This is a genomic window from Salinivibrio sp. SS3, from assembly GCF_001722105.1.
GTDB lineage: Bacteria > Pseudomonadota > Gammaproteobacteria > Enterobacterales > Vibrionaceae > Salinivibrio > Salinivibrio kushneri.
This window is the reverse complement of the sequence record NZ_MEBQ01000004.1, coordinates 1-18,529: the sequence shown is the minus strand read 5'-3', so window position 1 is coordinate 18,529 and position 18,529 is coordinate 1. Positions and strand designations below refer to the sequence as shown.

16 protein-coding genes are annotated in these 18,529 nt (G+C 49.9%); 11 read left to right on the top strand and 5 right to left on the bottom strand.

Annotated features, from left to right (window positions below; genetic code table 11):
* Window positions 1–307: 307 nt before the first annotated feature.
* Window positions 308–1,930 (top strand): methyl-accepting chemotaxis protein, encoded by a 1,623-nt coding sequence (locus BGL48_RS01720; protein WP_069361042.1) that lies wholly within the window; start codon window positions 308–310, stop codon window positions 1,928–1,930.
* Window positions 1,931–2,075: 145 nt separating this feature from the next.
* Here the strand turns inward: BGL48_RS01720 and pflB are convergent, their stop codons facing one another.
* Both pflB and BGL48_RS01710 read right to left on the bottom strand, forming a co-directional pair.
* On the bottom strand, window positions 2,076–4,352 hold the full coding sequence (pflB, locus tag BGL48_RS01715) for a formate C-acetyltransferase (protein ID WP_069361041.1): 2,277 nt from the start codon (window positions 4,350–4,352) through the stop codon (window positions 2,076–2,078).
* Between the two features lie 133 nt (window positions 4,353–4,485).
* The gene (locus tag BGL48_RS01710; RefSeq protein ID WP_069361040.1) at window positions 4,486–5,997 is read right to left on the bottom strand and encodes a DUF3360 family protein; all 1,512 of its coding nucleotides are present in this window, start codon (window positions 5,995–5,997) and stop codon (window positions 4,486–4,488) included.
* A gap of 428 nt (window positions 5,998–6,425) precedes the next feature.
* Here BGL48_RS01710 and BGL48_RS01705 point away from each other — a divergent pair, with 428 nt between their 5' ends.
* The 5 genes from BGL48_RS01705 (at window position 6,426) to BGL48_RS01685 (ending at window position 11,178) form a co-directional block, all read left to right on the top strand.
* Window positions 6,426–7,655, top strand: coding sequence for a tetratricopeptide repeat protein (locus BGL48_RS01705; protein WP_069361039.1), 1,230 nt, complete (start codon window positions 6,426–6,428; stop codon window positions 7,653–7,655).
* A gap of 428 nt (window positions 7,656–8,083) precedes the next feature.
* Entirely contained in the window at window positions 8,084–8,854 is a 771-nt protein-coding gene (locus BGL48_RS01700) for an ABC transporter ATP-binding protein (RefSeq protein WP_069361038.1), read from the top strand.
* An 84-nt stretch (window positions 8,855–8,938) separates the two neighbouring features.
* The gene (locus BGL48_RS01695) at window positions 8,939–9,715 is read left to right on the top strand and encodes an ABC transporter substrate-binding protein (RefSeq protein ID WP_069361037.1); all 777 of its coding nucleotides are present in this window, start codon (window positions 8,939–8,941) and stop codon (window positions 9,713–9,715) included.
* 38 nt (window positions 9,716–9,753) lie between these two features.
* A complete protein-coding gene (locus BGL48_RS01690) occupies window positions 9,754–10,494 on the top strand; it encodes an ABC transporter permease (RefSeq protein ID WP_069361036.1) in 741 nt (246 codons plus the stop codon).
* Window positions 10,495–10,500: 6 nt separating this feature from the next.
* The gene (locus tag BGL48_RS01685; protein WP_069361035.1) at window positions 10,501–11,178 is read left to right on the top strand and encodes an ABC transporter permease; all 678 of its coding nucleotides are present in this window, start codon (window positions 10,501–10,503) and stop codon (window positions 11,176–11,178) included.
* A gap of 83 nt (window positions 11,179–11,261) precedes the next feature.
* Here BGL48_RS01685 and xthA read toward each other — a convergent pair whose 3' ends face one another.
* On the bottom strand, window positions 11,262–12,065 hold the full coding sequence (xthA, locus tag BGL48_RS01680; RefSeq protein WP_069361034.1) for an exodeoxyribonuclease III: 804 nt from the start codon (window positions 12,063–12,065) through the stop codon (window positions 11,262–11,264).
* Between the two features lie 118 nt (window positions 12,066–12,183).
* Window positions 12,184–12,384, bottom strand: a complete 201-nt coding sequence (locus BGL48_RS01675; protein WP_069361033.1) for a hypothetical protein — start codon at window positions 12,382–12,384, stop codon at window positions 12,184–12,186.
* 569 nt (window positions 12,385–12,953) lie between these two features.
* On the opposite strand from BGL48_RS01675, the gene BGL48_RS01670 reads away from it, so the two are divergent.
* From BGL48_RS01670 to arsJ, 4 genes are all read left to right on the top strand, one after another.
* Complete coding sequence (locus BGL48_RS01670) at window positions 12,954–13,403, top strand: helix-turn-helix domain-containing protein (protein WP_175993704.1); 450 nt, start codon at window positions 12,954–12,956, stop codon at window positions 13,401–13,403.
* 794 nt (window positions 13,404–14,197) lie between these two features.
* Window positions 14,198–14,539 carry a metalloregulator ArsR/SmtB family transcription factor gene (locus tag BGL48_RS01660; RefSeq protein ID WP_021024015.1) on the top strand — a complete coding sequence of 114 codons (342 nt, stop codon included), beginning with the start codon at window positions 14,198–14,200 and terminating at the stop codon, window positions 14,537–14,539.
* An 11-nt stretch (window positions 14,540–14,550) separates the two neighbouring features.
* Window positions 14,551–15,558, top strand: coding sequence for an ArsJ-associated glyceraldehyde-3-phosphate dehydrogenase (locus BGL48_RS01655; protein ID WP_069361031.1), 1,008 nt, complete (start codon window positions 14,551–14,553; stop codon window positions 15,556–15,558).
* 81 nt (window positions 15,559–15,639) lie between these two features.
* Window positions 15,640–16,863, top strand: a complete 1,224-nt coding sequence (arsJ, locus tag BGL48_RS01650) for an organoarsenical effux MFS transporter ArsJ (protein ID WP_069361030.1) — start codon at window positions 15,640–15,642, stop codon at window positions 16,861–16,863.
* A 48-nt stretch (window positions 16,864–16,911) separates the two neighbouring features.
* Here arsJ and BGL48_RS01645 read toward each other — a convergent pair whose 3' ends face one another.
* Window positions 16,912–17,265: a DUF4168 domain-containing protein gene (locus BGL48_RS01645; RefSeq protein WP_069361029.1), complete on the bottom strand. Its 354-nt coding sequence runs from the start codon at window positions 17,263–17,265 to the stop codon at window positions 16,912–16,914.
* Window positions 17,266–17,476: 211 nt separating this feature from the next.
* On the opposite strand from BGL48_RS01645, the gene BGL48_RS01640 reads away from it, so the two are divergent.
* Window positions 17,477–18,454, top strand: coding sequence for a glutathione S-transferase family protein (locus tag BGL48_RS01640; RefSeq protein ID WP_069361028.1), 978 nt, complete (start codon window positions 17,477–17,479; stop codon window positions 18,452–18,454).
* Window positions 18,455–18,529 lie beyond the last annotated feature (75 nt).

Genomic DNA, 18,529 nt, shown 5'->3' with positions numbered 1-18,529 from the left:
CTATGCCGTCATTTTATTACAAACCCGGTGTGAAGATAAGGGAATTCCCGGCTTTTTCGCACTTCTCGCCTTGTATTGCCCCCTCATTACACGCCTGACTCAAGCTTGATCACAGTTCCAATTTTTTATTGCCCAATGAGTGAGACGTTAACCAGATAAATTCCATACAGATTTTGTGACTTTTCCCTTTTTTGTCCAAACTGACGTGCGACACGTCGCCAAAGCGATACATGCTTATGCCAGGTTGCATGCAAGCAGGGATATGCTTGGTGTCAGGCTAGGATCAAAGCAAATGCTAGGACTTATAATGAAAAGAATCAGTGATCTGAGAGTGAAAAATAAGCTTGTTGCACTAATGCTGGTTGCCGTTGTGTTGCTGGCAGGGATCAGCGCGTACACCATCAACAAAGAGCGGGAGCAATCCTATGCTGAGCGGACGGCCTCGTTGCGCGCCAATATTGAGGTGGCGCAAAGTGTGGTGGCCTATTACCGACAGCAGGCACCACAAATTGGCGAACAAGAAGCCAAAGCACAAGCGATCGCGCAGCTTAATAAACTGCGTTACGACAGTAATAACTACTTTTGGGTGCTTAAACCTGACCTTACCATTGTGAACCACCCGCTAAAGCCTAAGCTAAACGGCACCAGTGCGGATGGGCTGACCGATGGTGAAGGGAAGCATCACTGGCGTGAGATGGTGGAAGTCAGTCAAGGTGCACAGGGTGGTGTGCTTGATTATACCTGGCGCTCACCTGAGGGCGAGATGAAGCCGAAAATCTCCTACGTTAAAAGGGTTGATGGCTGGAATTGGATTATTGGCTCAGGCGTGCATGTCAGTGATATTGAAGCACGGGTGATACAATCTGCGTGGCAAATCGGTGGTTTAACCCTGTTATCTGGCGCTATCTTGCTGGTAGCCGGTGGGTTTGTCAGCCGCGATATTGTGATGCCATTGGATGAGCTGGTAGAAAAATTCGATCGCATTGCGGGTGGCGATCTTCGGATAGAGTGTGGCTATACCCGCCACGACGAAATAGGCAAGCTCGCTCGACGGATGGATACCGCGATGAGCAGTGTACGAGAGGCGCTGCGTGTTGCGCATGACGAAGCCAAACAATCGTCGACCATGGCGTCTTCAATAGCGTCGGCCAGTGAGGAAAGTGCACAAAGTATTCAATCTCAACGTGCGCAACTTGAGCAGTTGGCCACGGCGATGAACGAAATGACGGCCACCGTGGCCGATGTTGCCGATCACGCCGAGCAAACCGCGCAAGCCACCAATGACATTTCCTCAATGGCGGACGATGGCAACCATAAGCTAGACAGCACGGTGGCCAGTATTCGTGAGGTGGCTGAGCGTATTGCCGCGGCGGATAAACTGGTGAATCAAGTGAAACAAGGCGTGATGGAGATCAGTGATGTGGCGACGGTGATCCAAGGCATCTCTGAACAAACCAATCTCTTGGCGCTTAACGCCGCCATTGAAGCGGCCCGCGCCGGTGAGCAAGGCCGAGGCTTCGCGGTGGTCGCTGACGAAGTGCGCTCGCTTGCACAAGGCACGCAAAAATCGACCACCCAAATTCAAGGCACCATAGAATCACTGACCAACAACGCGATTGAAGCGGCAGAGGCGATGACATCAAGCCATCAATCCAGTGAAGACAGTGTCAATACGGCGCTAGAAACCCAAGAACAATTGAAAGCCATGGTGAGTGCCTTGCATGGCTCGAATGACCGCGTGGTACAAATTGCCGCCGCGGCAGAAGAGCAGGGGACGGTGTCAGAAGAAATGAACCAAAACGTGAGCAACATTCACAACTCAGCCAACGAAATTAGCGGTGCCGCCTCGCACCTTGCTGAGCAAAGCCAACTGCTTGCTGATTCAGCCCGTGAGTTGGACAGTAAGTTGGATCGCTTTGAAGTGGTGTAATTGCTGATTGCGCCTAGCTGGCAGGTTAAACAACCGCTCGCTGGGCGTTGCCTCTTTAAGACATAGCGCTGAAAAACGACAGACAAACAAAAACCGCCAGCATTGCCGGCGGTTTTTTCTTTGGGCGTTAACCCTGCTTTATCGCTTACAGTGAAGAGGTAAAGGTACGGGTAATCACGTCTTGTTGCTGCTCTTTCGTCAGCGAGTTAAAACGTACCGCATAACCTGATACGCGGATAGTCAGTTGAGGGTAGTTCTCAGGGTGATCCATCGCGTCCAGCAACATTTCACGGTTCATCACGTTAACGTTCAAGTGCTGGCCACCTTCTTGGCCGCTTTCGTGGTGGAAGTAACCATCCATCAAGCCTGCCAAGTTAGCGCGTTGTGCGTTTTCGTCTTTACCCAGTGCATTTGGCACGATAGAGAAGGTATAAGAAATACCGTCTTTGGCGTGGGCAAATGGCAGTTTACCAACAGATGTCAGTGACGCGACGGCGCCTTTTTCATCACGGCCGTGCATGGGGTTAGCACCTGGGCCAAATGGCATACCGGCTTGACGACCGTCAGGGGTGTTACCCGTTTTCTTACCGTAAACCACGTTTGAGGTGATTGTCAGGATAGATTGAGTTGGAACCGCATCACGATACGTTCTCAGTGAACGGATCTTGTTCATGAAGCGCTCGACCAAGTCACAGGCAATCGCATCAACACGCTCGTCGTTGTTACCAAATGCTGGGTATTCGCCTTCGATATCAAAGTCGATAGCAATACCGTCTTCGTCACGAACTGGCTTCACTTTGGCGTATTTAATCGCGGCTAGTGAGTCAGCCGCCACCGAGAGACCGGCGATACCGCATGCCATGGTGCGATGTACATCACGGTCGTGGAAGGCCATCAGCGCCGCTTCATAGCTGTATTTGTCGTGCATGAAGTGAATGCTGTTCAGCGCAGTCACGTATTGTTTTGCTAACCAATCCATCAGGTGATCCATGCGGTCCATGACTTTGTCATAGTCCAACACTTCATCGGTCATCGGCGCGTGCTCAGGGGCAACTTGGATTTTCAGCTTCTCGTCAATACCACCGTTGATGGTATAAAGCAGCGTTTTCGCCAAGTTGGCACGGGCACCGAAGAATTGCATCTGCTTACCAACAATCATTGGCGAGACGCAACATGCAATCGCATAGTCGTCATTATCAAAGTCAGTGCGCATCAGATCGTCGTTCTCGTACTGGATAGACGAGGTGTCGATCGAGACTTTGGCACAGAACTTTTTGAAGCCTTCCGGCAACTGCTCAGACCAAAGCACGGTGATGTTTGGCTCTGGGCTTGGTCCCATGGTGTATAGGCTGTTTAGGAAACGGAAGCTGGTACGTGAAACCAGTGGACGACCGTCAACACCCATACCGGCTACTGATTCCGTTGCCCAGATAGGGTCACCAGAGAAGAGGTCATCATACTCAGGCGTACGTAGGAAACGCACCATGCGCAGCTTCATCACGAAGTGATCGATCAGCTCTTGCGCTTGCTCTTCAGTCAGTTTACCCGCTGCGATATCGCGCTCTAGATAGATATCGAGGAAAGTAGAGGTACGGCCAAGCGACATGGCGGCACCGTTTTGGGTTTTCACTGCACCCAAATAACCGAAGTATGTCCACTGAATGGCTTCTTGCGCGGTTTCGGCAGGGCGAGAAATGTCACAGCCGTATTTTGCGGCCATTTCTTTCAATTGACCCAGTGCGCGATGCTGCTCTGCAATTTCTTCACGCAGCTGCATGGTCATTTGCAGATCTTCGCCGTTTTCGAATTTCTCTTGCAACGAATCGAATTGGGCTTTCTTGTCTTTCATCAAGAAGTCAATACCGTACAGCGCAACGCGACGGTAGTCACCGATGATACGGCCACGGCCATACGCATCAGGCAAACCGGTCAACACGCCAGATTTACGGCACTTCAGGATTTCTGGGGTATAAATATCGAAAACACCTTGGTTATGGGTTTTACGATATTCCGTGAAGGTTTTCTTCACTTGTGGATCGAGTTCGCGGCCGTAGGCGTCGCATGACCCTTGAACCATGCGGATACCACCATATGGGAGCATCGCGCGTTTGAGCGGCGCGTCAGTCTGCAGACCAACAATCTGTTCCAGATCTTTCTCGATGTAGCCGGCGTCGTGAGACGTCAGGGTAGAAACCACAGATGTATCAAAATCAACCGGTGCATGCGTCGCGTTCTCTTGCTTGATGCCTTCCATCACGCGCGCCCACAGTTTGCGAGTGGCGTCAGTTGGCTCAGAAACTAGGAATGATTCGTCGCCCTCGTAAGGGGTATAGTTTTTCTGGATGAAGTCGCGAACATCAACTTCTTTGCTCCAGTTACCTTCAACAAATCCTTCCCATGCATTGGAAACGTGCTCAGACATGTTGCACCTACCTGTACTCTTTTCAAAAAGATATGTATTGGGACCAGGTTCAGTCATCGTATTTGTCAGTATGGCTGACGCCTGCGACCCATCGATTTATCCGGATACCCCGCCCGAAAGCGGGGCAATGTTATTACAACAAAGATGGAATGCCGGGAATCATTCCGACTGCCAACATGGCAGCAATACAAATGATCACTGTGGCGGTTGGAATCACCAGACGGTCAACGGTAGAGAGCGTTGTCGGGCGCTCTTTATCACCGATAAGGCCGTTGTTGTCCAAGAGCATAGTGACTGCCCAACCAAAGACTGGATTAACAGCCATGGAGGCGAAAATACAAATACCCGCTGCTTGGCTCGACTTGGCGTCTTTCACCATCTGCATGCCTGCTTCAAGCAAGGGCAAGAAAACACCTGACAGTAGCGCGATGGTCATCACGGGTGGCCAAGTGGCGACATCCATTGGATAGCCAATCAAGGCAACGGCAATACATAACAGGCCCAATACAATGGCACCGCCAGGGATGGGTCGACGCGCAATCGCCGCTGGAATCATGTAGGTTCCCCACGATGAGGTGATGTTACCGCCACCCACTGAGGCCCCGACCATTTGACGAATAGAACAACCTGTCATGGTGTCATCCACGTCCATCAATACTTTTTCGGCTTTCTTAGGATAATTTAGTTCCTGGAAGATACGGTGACCAAGAAAGTCCGGTGACCACATCGCCACGGCCAGCAGTGCAAACGGCAAAGAAGCAAGAAAGTGCGACAGGTTGGGAAGACCGAGTTGCCAGCCTTGCTCGGTTGAGCCCCACCAGTAAACCGGATTAAGGTTAGGCACACCCGGTTGAGTAACGAATTCTAGTGACGAGCCCGCACCCAGCGCGGTAGCAATTAATCCACCGGTGACCGCACAGACGGGAATCGCGAGCCAGCGTTTACCGATGCGCGCCAAGAAGGCATAGATCACAATCGACACGGCGAGAATCAAAATGGAGATATAGCCCATATCAATGGCCGCGCCCCATGCGAGCAGGCTCTCAATTTGGCCTTTGGCACCCCCAAAGCCCAAGAATATCAGCAAACCACCAGCCACTCCCTGGCTCGTTAAGTTCACTAATTTAGAGCCGCCTTTGAGATAACTGAGTATCAGGCCAAAGGCACCGATTAGAATCCCCAATGCCAATGGGTGCGCCCCAGCTAACGCGATGGTGCCAACCAGTGGGATCATCGGTCCGTGGTTGCCAGCCAAGTTGGCGCGTGGGTTAATAAACCCGCACAACAGGACACAGAAAAGAAGCGCTGGGATAAGCATTTCTACCCGCGCCACTTCGACGGCAAACGCTTTCCCTAGGGTGATGTGATCCCACGCGGCGGTTAAGCCATCCGCCCAAGACATCATCACGGCGGAGTACATGGCGATAATGCCGATAGTACCCGCTAGAGCAGGAACAAGGTCTTCGATTTCAAAACGGAAGTCACGGCCAGGCAGGTTCAAACCCCAACGGCGCGGACGCATAATTTGTAGTTCGTGATTCAGGTAGTCAGCGCGGGAGGCAAATGAAGAAGCCGGCTTGTGCTTCTTTTGATATTCGCTCTTTTCTTCGTGACTCACACTGCGGTCATGAGCATGTGTTGCCATAATTTCCTCGTCGTACAGAAAGCAAACGCTTTCGAAACAGTGGCTTAGCCAGTCTTTATGTGTTTTTAACGCTGGCCTTATGGCCGTGTTCTGTTTCGTTATCAGCATGCTAACAACAGGGGGGGCGTAGAATGTTGACTTAGATCATTACCGTGTAATTTTTTTACGTGCTACGCCCACTTGAGCCGCGGTTTTTGCCCCTGAATTGCCCCTCTCATCGCCGATAAATCCGTATTCGTGTAATTTAATTACTATTTAAGGCGATGAATATGTGCTACAAAACAGCAAGATAAACGCGCCCGATGTAAAGCGGGCGTGGTGGCATCTTGAATCTGGGTCAATAAATAAAGACAGTCCCTGCGTGCTCGCTGTAGTGAATAAAAAAGATAGGTTATAGTCGATATATTGTCCTCTAAAAATGGATCCTTATGGTGCGCCGATTGTTCCGCCTTGTTGTTTGTCCTCGCATGCTGATGCCAACGTGGCGTCGTTTGAGTTTGGGCGCGTTATTGCTTTGCCCTGTCATGGTCGTGCAGGCGGCGGGGGTAGACACGGTGAGCGCCGCCATTCAAAACGGCGATTATCAAGATGCGCTTACCCAGGCGGACACCTTGCTGACCCCATCGGAGCAGCAGGCGTTAGTACCCTCTGAGCGTGCAGAGTTACAACGTTTGCAAGCCATCGCCCACCTTTACCTTGATCAGCGTGCAGAAGCGTATCGCGCGTATCGCCAGGCGTTGACACTGAACGGACTGAGTAAAGCGAGTGAAGCGGATGCGTTGACGGCGGTGATTAGCTTGGCGTTTCGGGTTGAGCAATATGAAGAAGTATTGAACTATGCTCGCCAACTTCGTGATAAGCATACACTGCAGCCAACCTCTGCCCGTTTCGCGATGCAGGCTGCTTATGCGCTATCGCGTTTCGATGTGGCGATTGAGTATGCGCGCCAGCTGCAAAAACTCGGTGCTGAGGATGCCTTTATTCTGCAAACCAAAGGGCTCAGTGAAGTGGCGCTATCACGCTTTAAGGCGGCGGCAGCGACATTCGATAAGTTGGTCAATCAACCCGATGTGGCCCCTCGTTGGTTAGAGCAGGCCGCACGCGCTCACGCTAAAGCGGGCTCGCACCAAGCGGCACGCCAGTATTTAGCGCGTGCCAATGCTGACATTGCCCTTTACCGGACTCTCTCCGCCGGGCAAATGGAGCTGGGGGCCTCACAGCAGGCATTGCTATATTGGCAACAGGGATTACAGCAATTGACCCGGCTACCCACTCGTGATGAGCAGTTATTTCTGGTGCAGTGTTTGATTAAAACAGACCAGCGCGTGGCGGCGTTAAACCGGATCAGTGAAGTAAATTTGAGCGAGCCAGATAAGCAAACGCTCAAACTACAGGTGATGCTTGCGTATCAGCTTAATCACTGGCAAGAAGTGATTGATACCGCGCAAGTGGCGCTCTCTTATGGTCTAAAAGATGATCGTATGCTGTGGCAGTGGTTATCCATCAGTGCGATTAAAGCCGGGGACTATGCGCTGGCAGACTATGCGTTAGAACAGTGGGAGGCGCGTGATCCCACCGGCCTTGCCGAGCGCTGGCGTGACACCTTAGAGCTGCTTAAAGCGAAGCGAGCCAAACGTCACGACGCGCGGCTGTCATAAGGCGGTTGCCTACGTTAAAGGCGGTACTGTCTTTTTTAGTAGACGTTTAACTATGGTGTTCACAGTTTTGTTACGCACCGTGGATCGTATTGAAATGAAATAAATTGCACGTCTCTCCCCTCTAATGCCAATTTTTATCAGCTTTCTCGATAAAAAGAACCCGCTTTCTTCAAGTTAACTTCTATACTTACCTCGGTTAAAGCCGCTTTATCGCGGTTAATGGCTGACACAGAAATTGTTGGTTTTTTCAGCAGTAAATTTTACAATTGACTTTTTATGCAGTAATAGTGACTATAATGAATGCGCTTTGAAGGTTAACAAAATGTTGCTCATTGGGTTGAGGGGTGATATTTTCGATCCATACTCGGTGCATTTGGTGCGCTTTAACCACAAATACAATAGATTTCACGGATGACAGGAGTTAGCGCATGACGGATGCTGTGGCGCTACAGGTAAAATCACTTAAAAAAAGCTTTGGGCAGCATCAAGTGCTCAAAGGTATTTCCCTCGACGCCCACCGCGGCGACGTGATTTCCATTATCGGCTCTTCCGGCTCTGGCAAGAGCACCTTTCTTCGCTGTATCAATTTGCTGGAAACCCCCACGGGCGGTGAAATTTGGGTCAATGGTGAGTTGATCAAAATGAAAAACAACCGTGCCGGTGAACCCGTTCCCGTCAGTGACAAGCAAGTGCAACGCATTCGTTCGCGTCTGGCGATGGTGTTTCAAGGGTTCAATCTTTGGTCGCATATGACGGTGCTGCAAAATGTTATCGAAGCACCCGTGCATGTGCTAGGCGTGCCCAAGGCACAAGCGATTGAAGAAGCAGAAGCGTTATTACACCGCGTTGGGCTTTATGAGCGCCGCGACTACTACCCAGGCCATTTATCCGGGGGGCAGCAACAGCGTGCGGCGATTGCGCGCGCACTCGCGGTAGAGCCAGAAGTCTTGCTGTTTGATGAGCCAACCTCCGCGCTGGATCCTGAATTAGTAGGAGAAGTGCTGGGGGTGATGCGTTCACTGGCTGAGGAAGGGCGCACCATGCTGGTGGTGACCCATGAAATGAGCTTTGCGCGCGATGTTTCTAACCATGTGATGTTCTTGCACCAAGGATTAGTGGAAGAGCAAGGCAACCCCAAAGAGTTGTTTGATTCGCCAGAATCAGAGCGTTTGCAGCAGTTTATCTCATCGATTTATTAATCTATTTAGTAAAAATATCAATAGCATAACCATGCAATAGGGCAATGCCCTGACAACATCGTAAAAACGACAGGAGACAGGAAGATGAAAAAATGGCTAGTTGCCGCCGCTGTAATGGCCGCGGTTGGGTCAACCTCCGTAGCAGCCAAGGATTGGAAGGTCGTACGTTTTGGTATCGAAGGGGCGTACCCTCCATTTAGTTGGACCACTAACGAAGGCGAGCTGAAAGGCTTTGATGTCGATATGGCCAATGCACTCTGCGAAGAGATGCAGGCAAAGTGTAAGATTGTGGCGCAGGATTGGGATGGCATTATTCCATCGCTGCTGGCACGTAAATACGATGCCATTATCGCCGCGATGTCGATTACCGAAGAGCGGAAGCGAAAAGTTGACTTCACCAACAAATACGCGCTGATCCCTAATAAATTTGTGGCCGAAAAAGGCACGGATCTGACCTTTACCAAAGAGGGCTTAGAGGGCGTTAAAATTGGTGTGCAGCGCGCGACCACCCATGATAAATACCTGACTGATAACTATGGCGATTCGGTGGATATCGTCCGTTACGGCACCTTTGATGAAGCTTATCTTGATCTGAAAGCGGGCCGTATCGAATCGATTTTGGGTGATGCTTCAGCCCTGCAGCAAGGCCTTCTTGATAAAGACGGTGGCGATGAGTTTGAATTTATCGGTCCTTCGTTGACGAACCCTGAGTGGTTTGGTGAAGGCTTTGGTATTGCGACGCGCAAGCAAGACAAAGCGCTGACGGAGAAGCTTAACCAAGCGATCGATTCATTACGTGAAAAAGGCGTCTATGATGAGATTGCGGCCAAATACTTCGACTACGACGTTTACGGCGAGTAATAGGCAGGCGGGCAGCATGAAAGTGCTGCCCGATTCATATGATTGATTTGAAAGGTTACGAGTGGTCCCTGCTCGAAGGCGCATGGGTGACCCTTCAGGTTGCGCTGCTCTCGTTAGGTCTTGCCATGCTACTGGGTATGCTGGGCGCACTGGCGAAACTCTCCAAATTTGGCTGGCTGCGTGGGATAGCGACCGTCTATACCACAGTGATACGCGGGATCCCTGATCTGGTGCTGATGATGCTGATTTTTTACGGCGGGCAAATGCTGCTAAATAACAGTTTGTATGGCATCAATGAATGGTTAAACGAGTACATGGCCGGTCAAGATCCCAATCACGACTGGACATCTTATTTGCCCGATTACATCGATGTGAGCCCATTTATTGCCGGGATCCTAACCATCGGGTTTATCTTTGGTGCTTACATGGCGGAAACCTTCCGCGGCGCGATTATGGCGGTGGATTCAGGAGAGATGGAAGCCGCACGTGCCTATGGCATGAGCAGCAGTTTGGCATTCCGCCGTATTCTGCTGCCGCAGATGATCCGACATGCGCTGCCAGGCTTTGGTAACAATTGGTTGGTGCTGCTCAAAACCACCGCGCTGGTATCAATCATTGGCCTTGATGACATGGTGCGAAAAGGGGCGCTGGCGGCCGGCTCAACCCAGATGCCCTTTACGTTTTACTTTACCGTTGCCCTGATTTTCTTGCTCTTTACCAGCATCTCGACCACGGGACTGCGCTGGATGGAGCGCCGTTTTAGCATTCACACGCGGTAGGTGACCATGGATTTTTCTCTTGTACTCGAAACCTGGCCGATATACTTAGACGGCCTTTGGACCACCGTGTGGTTGGTGGCTTCTGCGTTGGTGATTGGCTTAGTGGTGGCGGTGCCGGTGGCGGTCGCGCGTAATGCGCAATTTCCTTTATGGCGCTATCCCGCATGGGCGTTTATTTACTTTTTCCGTGGCACGCCGCTGTTGATTCAACTGTATTTGATTTACTACGGCTTAAGTCAGGTAGTGAATGTTGAAGATACCTTGTGGCAACATGCTTGGTTCTGCGCCTTGGTAGCCTTTGTGCTCAACACAGCCGCTTATACCGCTGAAATCATCCGTGGCGCCATCAATGGCTTACCCAAAGGAGAAGTGGAAGCGGCGATTGCTTATGGCATGAGCCCCTACAAAGCTTTTTCGCGCATTGTGTTGCCGAGCGCGATGCGACGTGCGTTGCCGGCGTACAGTAACGAAGTGGTGTTTATGCTCCACGGCTCAGCGGTGGCAGGGATTATCACCATTGTCGATTTAACCGGTGCGGCTCGGATTGTGAACTCGCGCTATTACGCTCCGTTCGAGTCGTTTTTGACTGCGGGTGTGTTCTATATGGCGCTGACATTTAGCATCCTTTGGATGTTCCGCTTAGCGGAGCGCCGCTTCCTGCGCCATTTAAAGCCGCTGAGCTAATTAGCTTAATCTCAAATAAGAAACGCCGCAGTGATCCCCTGATCATCTGCGGCGTTTTTTATCCAAAGTGCGTGCCTTGGGGCTTACTTAAAGGTCGCCCAAATCGGTGCGTGATCTGATGGCTTTTCAATCCCACGCAGTTCGTAGTCAATCCCCGCTTCAATACAGCGGCTGGCCAGAGCTTGGGTGGCTAACACCACATCAATACGCAGGCCGCGGTTATCGTCAAAGCCACGAGAGCGGTAGTCAAACCACGAGAACTGATCGTTCACGCTAGGATGCAGGGCACGGAAGGTGTCAACAAACCCCCAATCCATCAGGGTGCCCAGCCACTCACGCTCTTCGGGCAAGAATGAGCACTTGCCAGTGCGTAGCCAGCGTTTGGCGTTTTGCTCGCCAATACCGATGTCATCGTCTTTCGGGCTGATATTGATATCGCCCATCACCACCAGCTGTTCACTCGGGTCACGGCCGGCTAAATAGGTCATCAGGTCTTGATAAAACTTACGCTTGGCGGGGAATTTGGTTTCGTGGCTGCGGTTTTCCCCTTGTGGGAAATAACCATTGAGCACAGTGATCGGCTTGCCGTTTTCGTCTTCAAAGGTCGCCATGATCATCCGGCGTTGAGCGTCCTCGTCATCAGTGGCAAAGCCTTTTTGCACGCTGATAGGGGACTTCTTACACAGCATTGCCACGCCATAATGCGCTTTTTGGCCATGAAAGTGCACTTCATAACCCATGGCTTCGACGTCAGCAAGGGGGAAGGCGTCGTCATGAACTTTGGTTTCTTGTAACCCGATCACGTCAGGTTGATGCTTTTCAATCAAGGCTTGCAATTGATGCAAACGAGCACGAATACCATTGATATTGAATGAAATGATTTTCACGTGTGAGGCTGCCTTTGTTGTCTTGTTAATAGCAAGACACTTTACCAGCTTCGTTCAATGAACGGAAAGGCGGCCTCTATTTCTACCGGTTATGGAAACGCGCTATATTGTCTAAACGTTAGTGCGCGAGAGCAAACTCACCCAAGCATTCGCCTTGGCTAAAAATAGTGCCAAGCTCGGTGTTGGGATCAAACTGTAGCGTCGGTTGGGATAATGTTGGTAGGCGATGTAGCAAGTGCTTGAGGATAATATCCCCATTAAATTGATGGATCGCGACCTGCCAATTGGCAAGATTAGGGAGTGAAAAATTAACTATCAATGGCGTTCCTTACTGTTTTGTTTGTGTTGTTAGCGGTTTTCGTTTGTGTTTGCGTACGGCGTAAATGATACCAGTGACGCAGTCTGCCGTTAGTCGCGGCCATATTTTATCTCCATGAGTTAAATGATTATTGCTCTGCCCCCTCAGTGGTTATCGATCATGAGCCGCGCAAATGCGCCGGTCCCTTTGGAATGAGCGATCACCATCAATACAGTGATACCCACCAATGAGTGATAGCAAAAGGGTTGTTAACGGGTTATCAATCTAGGAAAAAAGCGAAAGTGGATTACTGCAGAGAGTCTATGCGGGAAATAGCGTGGTCTGTCTCGACTTTGACTTGATGTCTTTTGATGCTCCGTATCTAGAGCCCTAGTCACACTACAGCATTTTATGCGGATGTAAAGGGCTTTTTAGAAACCCGGTGCCTTTATGTTTCGTGTTCGACTATATCGGCAATGAGCGTTTGAATGGCTTTCGAAAATTTCGAATGTTGACAGATTTTCGAATATTTCAGATACTGAGCAGTACATAGGCTTATACCGCCTGAAATCAAAGCCGAGAAAAATACGATGAATATGACAACACTGCCAAGTGCCGAAGAAATCACACTGGCTAAGCTTAGTAGCCAAGCGTTATCAGCCGTTATAGAAACCAATGGTGAAGCGCAAAAAATTCATGTCGTCGATAAGTCTGGTCAGAGTCATGAAGTCACTATTCCATCAAGTGCGCTAAACATGATGATTGAGGTGCTGACGCAATTAGGCCATGGTAACTCAGTGAGTATTACCCCTATTCATGCCGAGCTGACCACGCAAGAAGGGGCTGACATGCTCAATATGTCTCGTCCGACATTTATCAAGCTGCTTGATGCTAATGAGATCCCATATAGTCGTACAGGTAACCGCAGGAAGGTGGCCTATGCCGATTTGATGGCGTATAAGAATCGCTTAGAAGAGAAACGGCTAGCAGCACTTGCTGAACTATCAGCGTTAGATCAAGAAATGGATATGGGGTATTGATGACATCCTATACGGTAATTTTAGACGCATGTGTTATGTACCCCGCGCCACTTCGCAGCTATCTCATGTATTTGTCCAACACGGGGTTATTTAGAGCACGATGGACAGAACAAATACATGATGAATGGATCAGAAATCTCCGCAGAAACAATCCGGATGTCGACCCAGAACGATTAGAGAGAACCAAGCAGCTGATGAATGCGCATGTTCCTGATTGCTTGATTGAAGGATATGAGCCATTGGTAGACGGTTTAACCTTACCAGATGTAGATGATAGACATGTTGTTGCCGCTGCCATTAAAAGGGCAAGCAGAGTCTATCATCACCTTCAATTTAAAAGACTTCCCTTCAGAGGCACTTGATCCACTTGGTTTATCTGCCATACATACAGACGAATTCCTATGCGACATGTTTGAACTAGATAGCAGCGCTTGCGTTAAGGCTGCTCAACAACAAAGGCATGGCCTGAAGAACCCTCCCATGACTTCAGATGACTTTTTAGCCTGTTTACAACGGCAAAAACTGCCTAGCTTTGTCTCAAAATTAAGAAGCTTCAGCTGCATGCTTTAGTCGAGTTCGTACATCAATATTAAGCGTTAGTGCTTGCCTAGCGTTATACCTATCACGTGCTCTGTCAATTGCCTTGGTGAATGTCGCGCTAAGGATGAAGCGGCGCTATACGATTTAACATGAAGCTTTTATGAATTCCGCCCTGTCCCGGTTGCATGCATGCTTGGGTTTATTAATATTCGCATATCCATATATGCATTTAGTAAAGCGTTATGAGAGAGCCTATGTTGCCTCACCAGTTTTTCAAATTATTGGCCGATGAAACGCGTGTGCGATGTTTGTTGCTCATTGCTCGTGAAGGGCAGTTATGCGTGTGCGAACTTACTGAAGCGCTAGACACCTCGCAGCCGAAGATCTCACGCCACTTGGCGCAATTACGTGCCAGTGGGGTGTTGGTTGATACGCGCCAAGGGCAATGGGTGTTTTATCGCTTAGCCGCTGACTTACCCGGTTGGATGCGCAAACAAATTCAGGGGTTAGTTGATTCCAACTGCCTAAAAGACACTTATCAAGAAGATATTACGCGGCTTGCCAAGATGGCGTCTCGTCCTACCTGCTGCGTGTAAAGGAGAGAGCAATGACAATTAAAGTCGGGATTAATGGGTTTGGCCGTATCGGTCGTTTGGCATTACGGGCAGCATTTGATTGGCCAGAGCTCGAGTTTGTGCATATTAACGATGTGGCGGGAGATACCGAAACGCTGGCGCATCTGCTGGAGTTTGATTCGGTACAAGGGCGCTGGCATCACGCGGTGAGTGCAGAAGGCAACCGCGTGCAGATTAACGGCCAAACACTGACGACAAGCCAAGAAAAAGCGATTGATGCCGTCGATTGGTCAGGCTGCGATGTGGTGATTGAGGCAACGGGAAAACACCGTGACGCAGATTTGCTGCAACAATACTTGGACCAAGGCGTAAAGCGCTTGGTGGTCTCTGCACCGATCAAAGATGAGCGTGTGGCGAATATCGTAGTGGGCGTCAATGACGCGATTTTTGATCCGAGCAAACATCGAATTGTTACTGCGGCGTCGTGTACCACGAACTGCCTGGCACCGATTGTGAAAGTGATTCATGAAAAGCTGGGCATTGCGCAGTCGACCTTCACCACTATTCATGATTTAACCAATACCCAAACGATTTTAGACGCGCCGCATAAAGACTTACGTCGCGCCCGTGCGTGTGGCATGAGCTTGATCCCGACCACCACAGGTTCGGCGACCGCTATCGTAGAAATTTTCCCGGATCTAAAAGGCAAGATTAATGGCCATGCGGTGCGTGTCCCCCTTGCCAATGCGTCGCTAACGGATGTGATCTTTGATGTAGAAACCGATACCACCGCCGACGAGGTGAATGCACTGTTGCAAGAGGCTGCCGACGGCGAGCTTAAAGGCATTCTTGGCTTTGAGGCGCGTCCTTTAGTCTCGATTGATTACCGTGGCGATCAGCGCTCTACTATTGTCGATGGTTTATCCACCATGGTAGTGGGCAAGCGTATGGTCAAAATCTATGCGTGGTATGACAACGAAATGGGTTATGCCACGCGCACCGCTGAGCTGGTGCGCAACGTCGGTCTTGTCGATCAGTAAGTGATACTTTGTAACGCTGGCGGTGTATACAGTGCACCGCCTTTATTTACCGCTTTTATTAAACCTAAATAGACGGCCACTATGTTTGCTCAATTAAGTCAATCTGTGCGCCAGTACATGCTGGTTACCTTTAACTATTGGAACTTCACCATCACCGACGGCGCACTGCGGATGTTGGTGGTGCTGTACTTTTATGACTTAGGCTACGGCACCTTAGAAATTGCCTCGCTGTTTTTGTTTTACGAATTCTTTGGGGTAGTGACCAATCTTGTCGGCGGCTGGTTAGGGGCTCGATTAGGGCTTAACCGCACCATGAATATTGGCCTAGGCATGCAAATTGTGGCGCTTACTATGCTGGCGGTACCCGCGGCGTGGCTCACCATCCCCTGGGTGATGGCGGCACAAGCACTATCTGGGATTGCGAAAGATCTCAATAAGATGAGTGCCAAAAGTGCGATCAAAACCCTGGTTCCCGATAATGCACAGGGTGCGCTGTTCAAGTGGATTGCGATCCTCACCGGCTCTAAGAACGCGCTCAAAGGGGCAGGCTTTTTTGTCGGTGGCGCACTGCTGTCTTTCATTGGCTTTCAATACGCGGTGGCAGCCATGGCCGGTGTGCTGACTGTGGTCTTTATTGGCAGTGTGGTGTCACTAAAAGCGGATTTAGGTAAAGCTAAAAGTAAGCCTAAGTTTTCAGAAATATTTTCCAAGTCGCGCAGCGTCAATATCCTCTCAGCGGCACGCATGTTTCTCTTTGGCGCACGAGACGTGTGGTTTGTCGTCGCCTTACCGATTTATTTGGGCAACACATTCGGCTGGAGCCATAGTATGGTCGGTGGCTTTCTTGCGCTATGGGTGATTGCTTACGGCGTGGTGCAAGGGATTGCCCCGAAAATGACTGGGCGCCAAGCTGGCCATTCGCCGGGTGGTAAAGCGGCATTAGGTTGGGCAGGTTTATTGGCCGTGGTGACCGGCATCATTGCTTATGCAATTGGCGAACAGTGGTATCCGCAAGGGGTGATTATCGTTGGACTCATGGTGTTTGGGGCGATATTTGCGATTAACTCTTCACTGCATTCCTACCTGATCGTCAGCTACGCCAAAGGTGACGGTGTGTCACTGGATGTGGGGTTCTATTATATGGCGAACGCCATGGGACGCTTAATTGGCACCGTGTTATCCGGTTGGATTTTCCAAGTGTGGGGGCTAGCAGCCTGTTTGTGGGTCTCTTTCGCCTTCTTGTTCATCACGACGGTGATTTCGCTGTGGTTACCCAAAACGCCAGCCGTGATAGCCCACACTTAAACCAATAGGGGCAAGCATGCATATGCTTACCCCTGTTTCAAACTACGGCTACTCATTGAGCATATTGCTAATTTTCTTCTGCAGCTCTTTATCTTCACGTGCTTGACGAAAAACAGCGTTATATTCTTCTATCGTCAGGCCCGTTGCCTCAATTGCTTGTGCCATTTCTTTCTGCGTCTGTGCCATTAGCGCTTTCGCTTTTTCTTCACTACGAATGCTCTCAAGTTTACTTTGATAGTCTTTAGACATTGAAACCACCTGTTCAGCGGCCTCTGCATAGCTGCTTATCACTTGGTCGGTCAGCTGATCCGCTGACAGTTCGTTTGTTTCGTTGGCAGCAAAACTTGGCAGACTGGCTGCAACAACAAACGCAAAAGATAGGGTCGCTAATAAACGTTTCATTAATACTCTCCTTTTATTCATCACGGTCACCCTAAAAGAGATGGAGAGTGACGGTCAAACGCGAATAAGCAATCAGACAAATTCTCACAAGATCATGACATTGTTGATGCTGTAAGGATTGCTCAGTTTTTTCGAATAACTCCAACAAGTTGCTCTGCCGACTTTCCCTCGCGCTCTCCTTATACTGTATAGCGTAGAGAAAGGAGGACGTATGGGAAAACTGATAGACGGTATTTGGCATGATGTGTGGTATGACACCAAGTCTTCGGGAGGGCGATTTGTCCGTGAAGACGCGGGTTTTCGTCATTGGGTGACCGCCGATGGCCAAGCCGGACCCAGTGGCGATGCGGGCTTTAACGCTGAATCAGGCCGCTATCATCTGTATGTGTCTCTTGCTTGTCCGTGGGCGCATCGGACCCTGATTATGCGTCATTTAAAAGGGCTTGAGCCTCATATTGATGTCACCGTGGTGGCACCTGAAATGTTAGAACATGGCTGGACGTTTTCTGAGCCCGAGCCATTGTATGGGTTCCATTATGCTCATCAGCTCTATACCCACGCGAAGCCGGATTACACGGGGCGGGTCACCGTGCCGGTTTTATGGGATAAGCAAACTCAGACCATTGTGAGTAATGAATCAGCCGATATCATTCGAATGTTTAATTCGGCGTTTAATGATATTACGGGTAATCATGACGATTATTACCCAGACAACCTGCGTGCAGCGGTTGATCAGTGGAATGAATTTGTTTACCCCAACGTGAACAACGGCGTTTATAAATGTGGCTTTGCCACCGAACAAGCGGCTTATGAAGACGCCTTTGATCAGCTATTCAGTGCATTGACGGTATTGGACGACCATCTGAGTCGCAACCGCTATCTAGCCGGCAATCAGATCACAGAAGCAGACTGGCGGCTGTTCACAACGTTAATTCGCTTTGATCCTGTCTACGTAGGCCATTTCAAATGTAACAAGCAACGTATTGCCGATTACTGCAACTTGTTCTGTTATATGAAAGAGTTATTTCAGGTGCCAGGCGTGGCCGAGACGGTCGATATGCATCATATCAAAACCCATTACTATTACAGTCACGGCAACATTAATCCGACACGCATTGTGCCTAAAGGGCCAGAGCAAGATTTGTGGTCGCCGCATGGGCGTGCATCAGTCAGCTCTCGTGGCAAGTGATTGAGCCGTTGACAAAAAACAACGAAAAAGGGCCAGCAGATGCTGGCCCTTAAAAGTGGTGGTGGAGGAAGGATT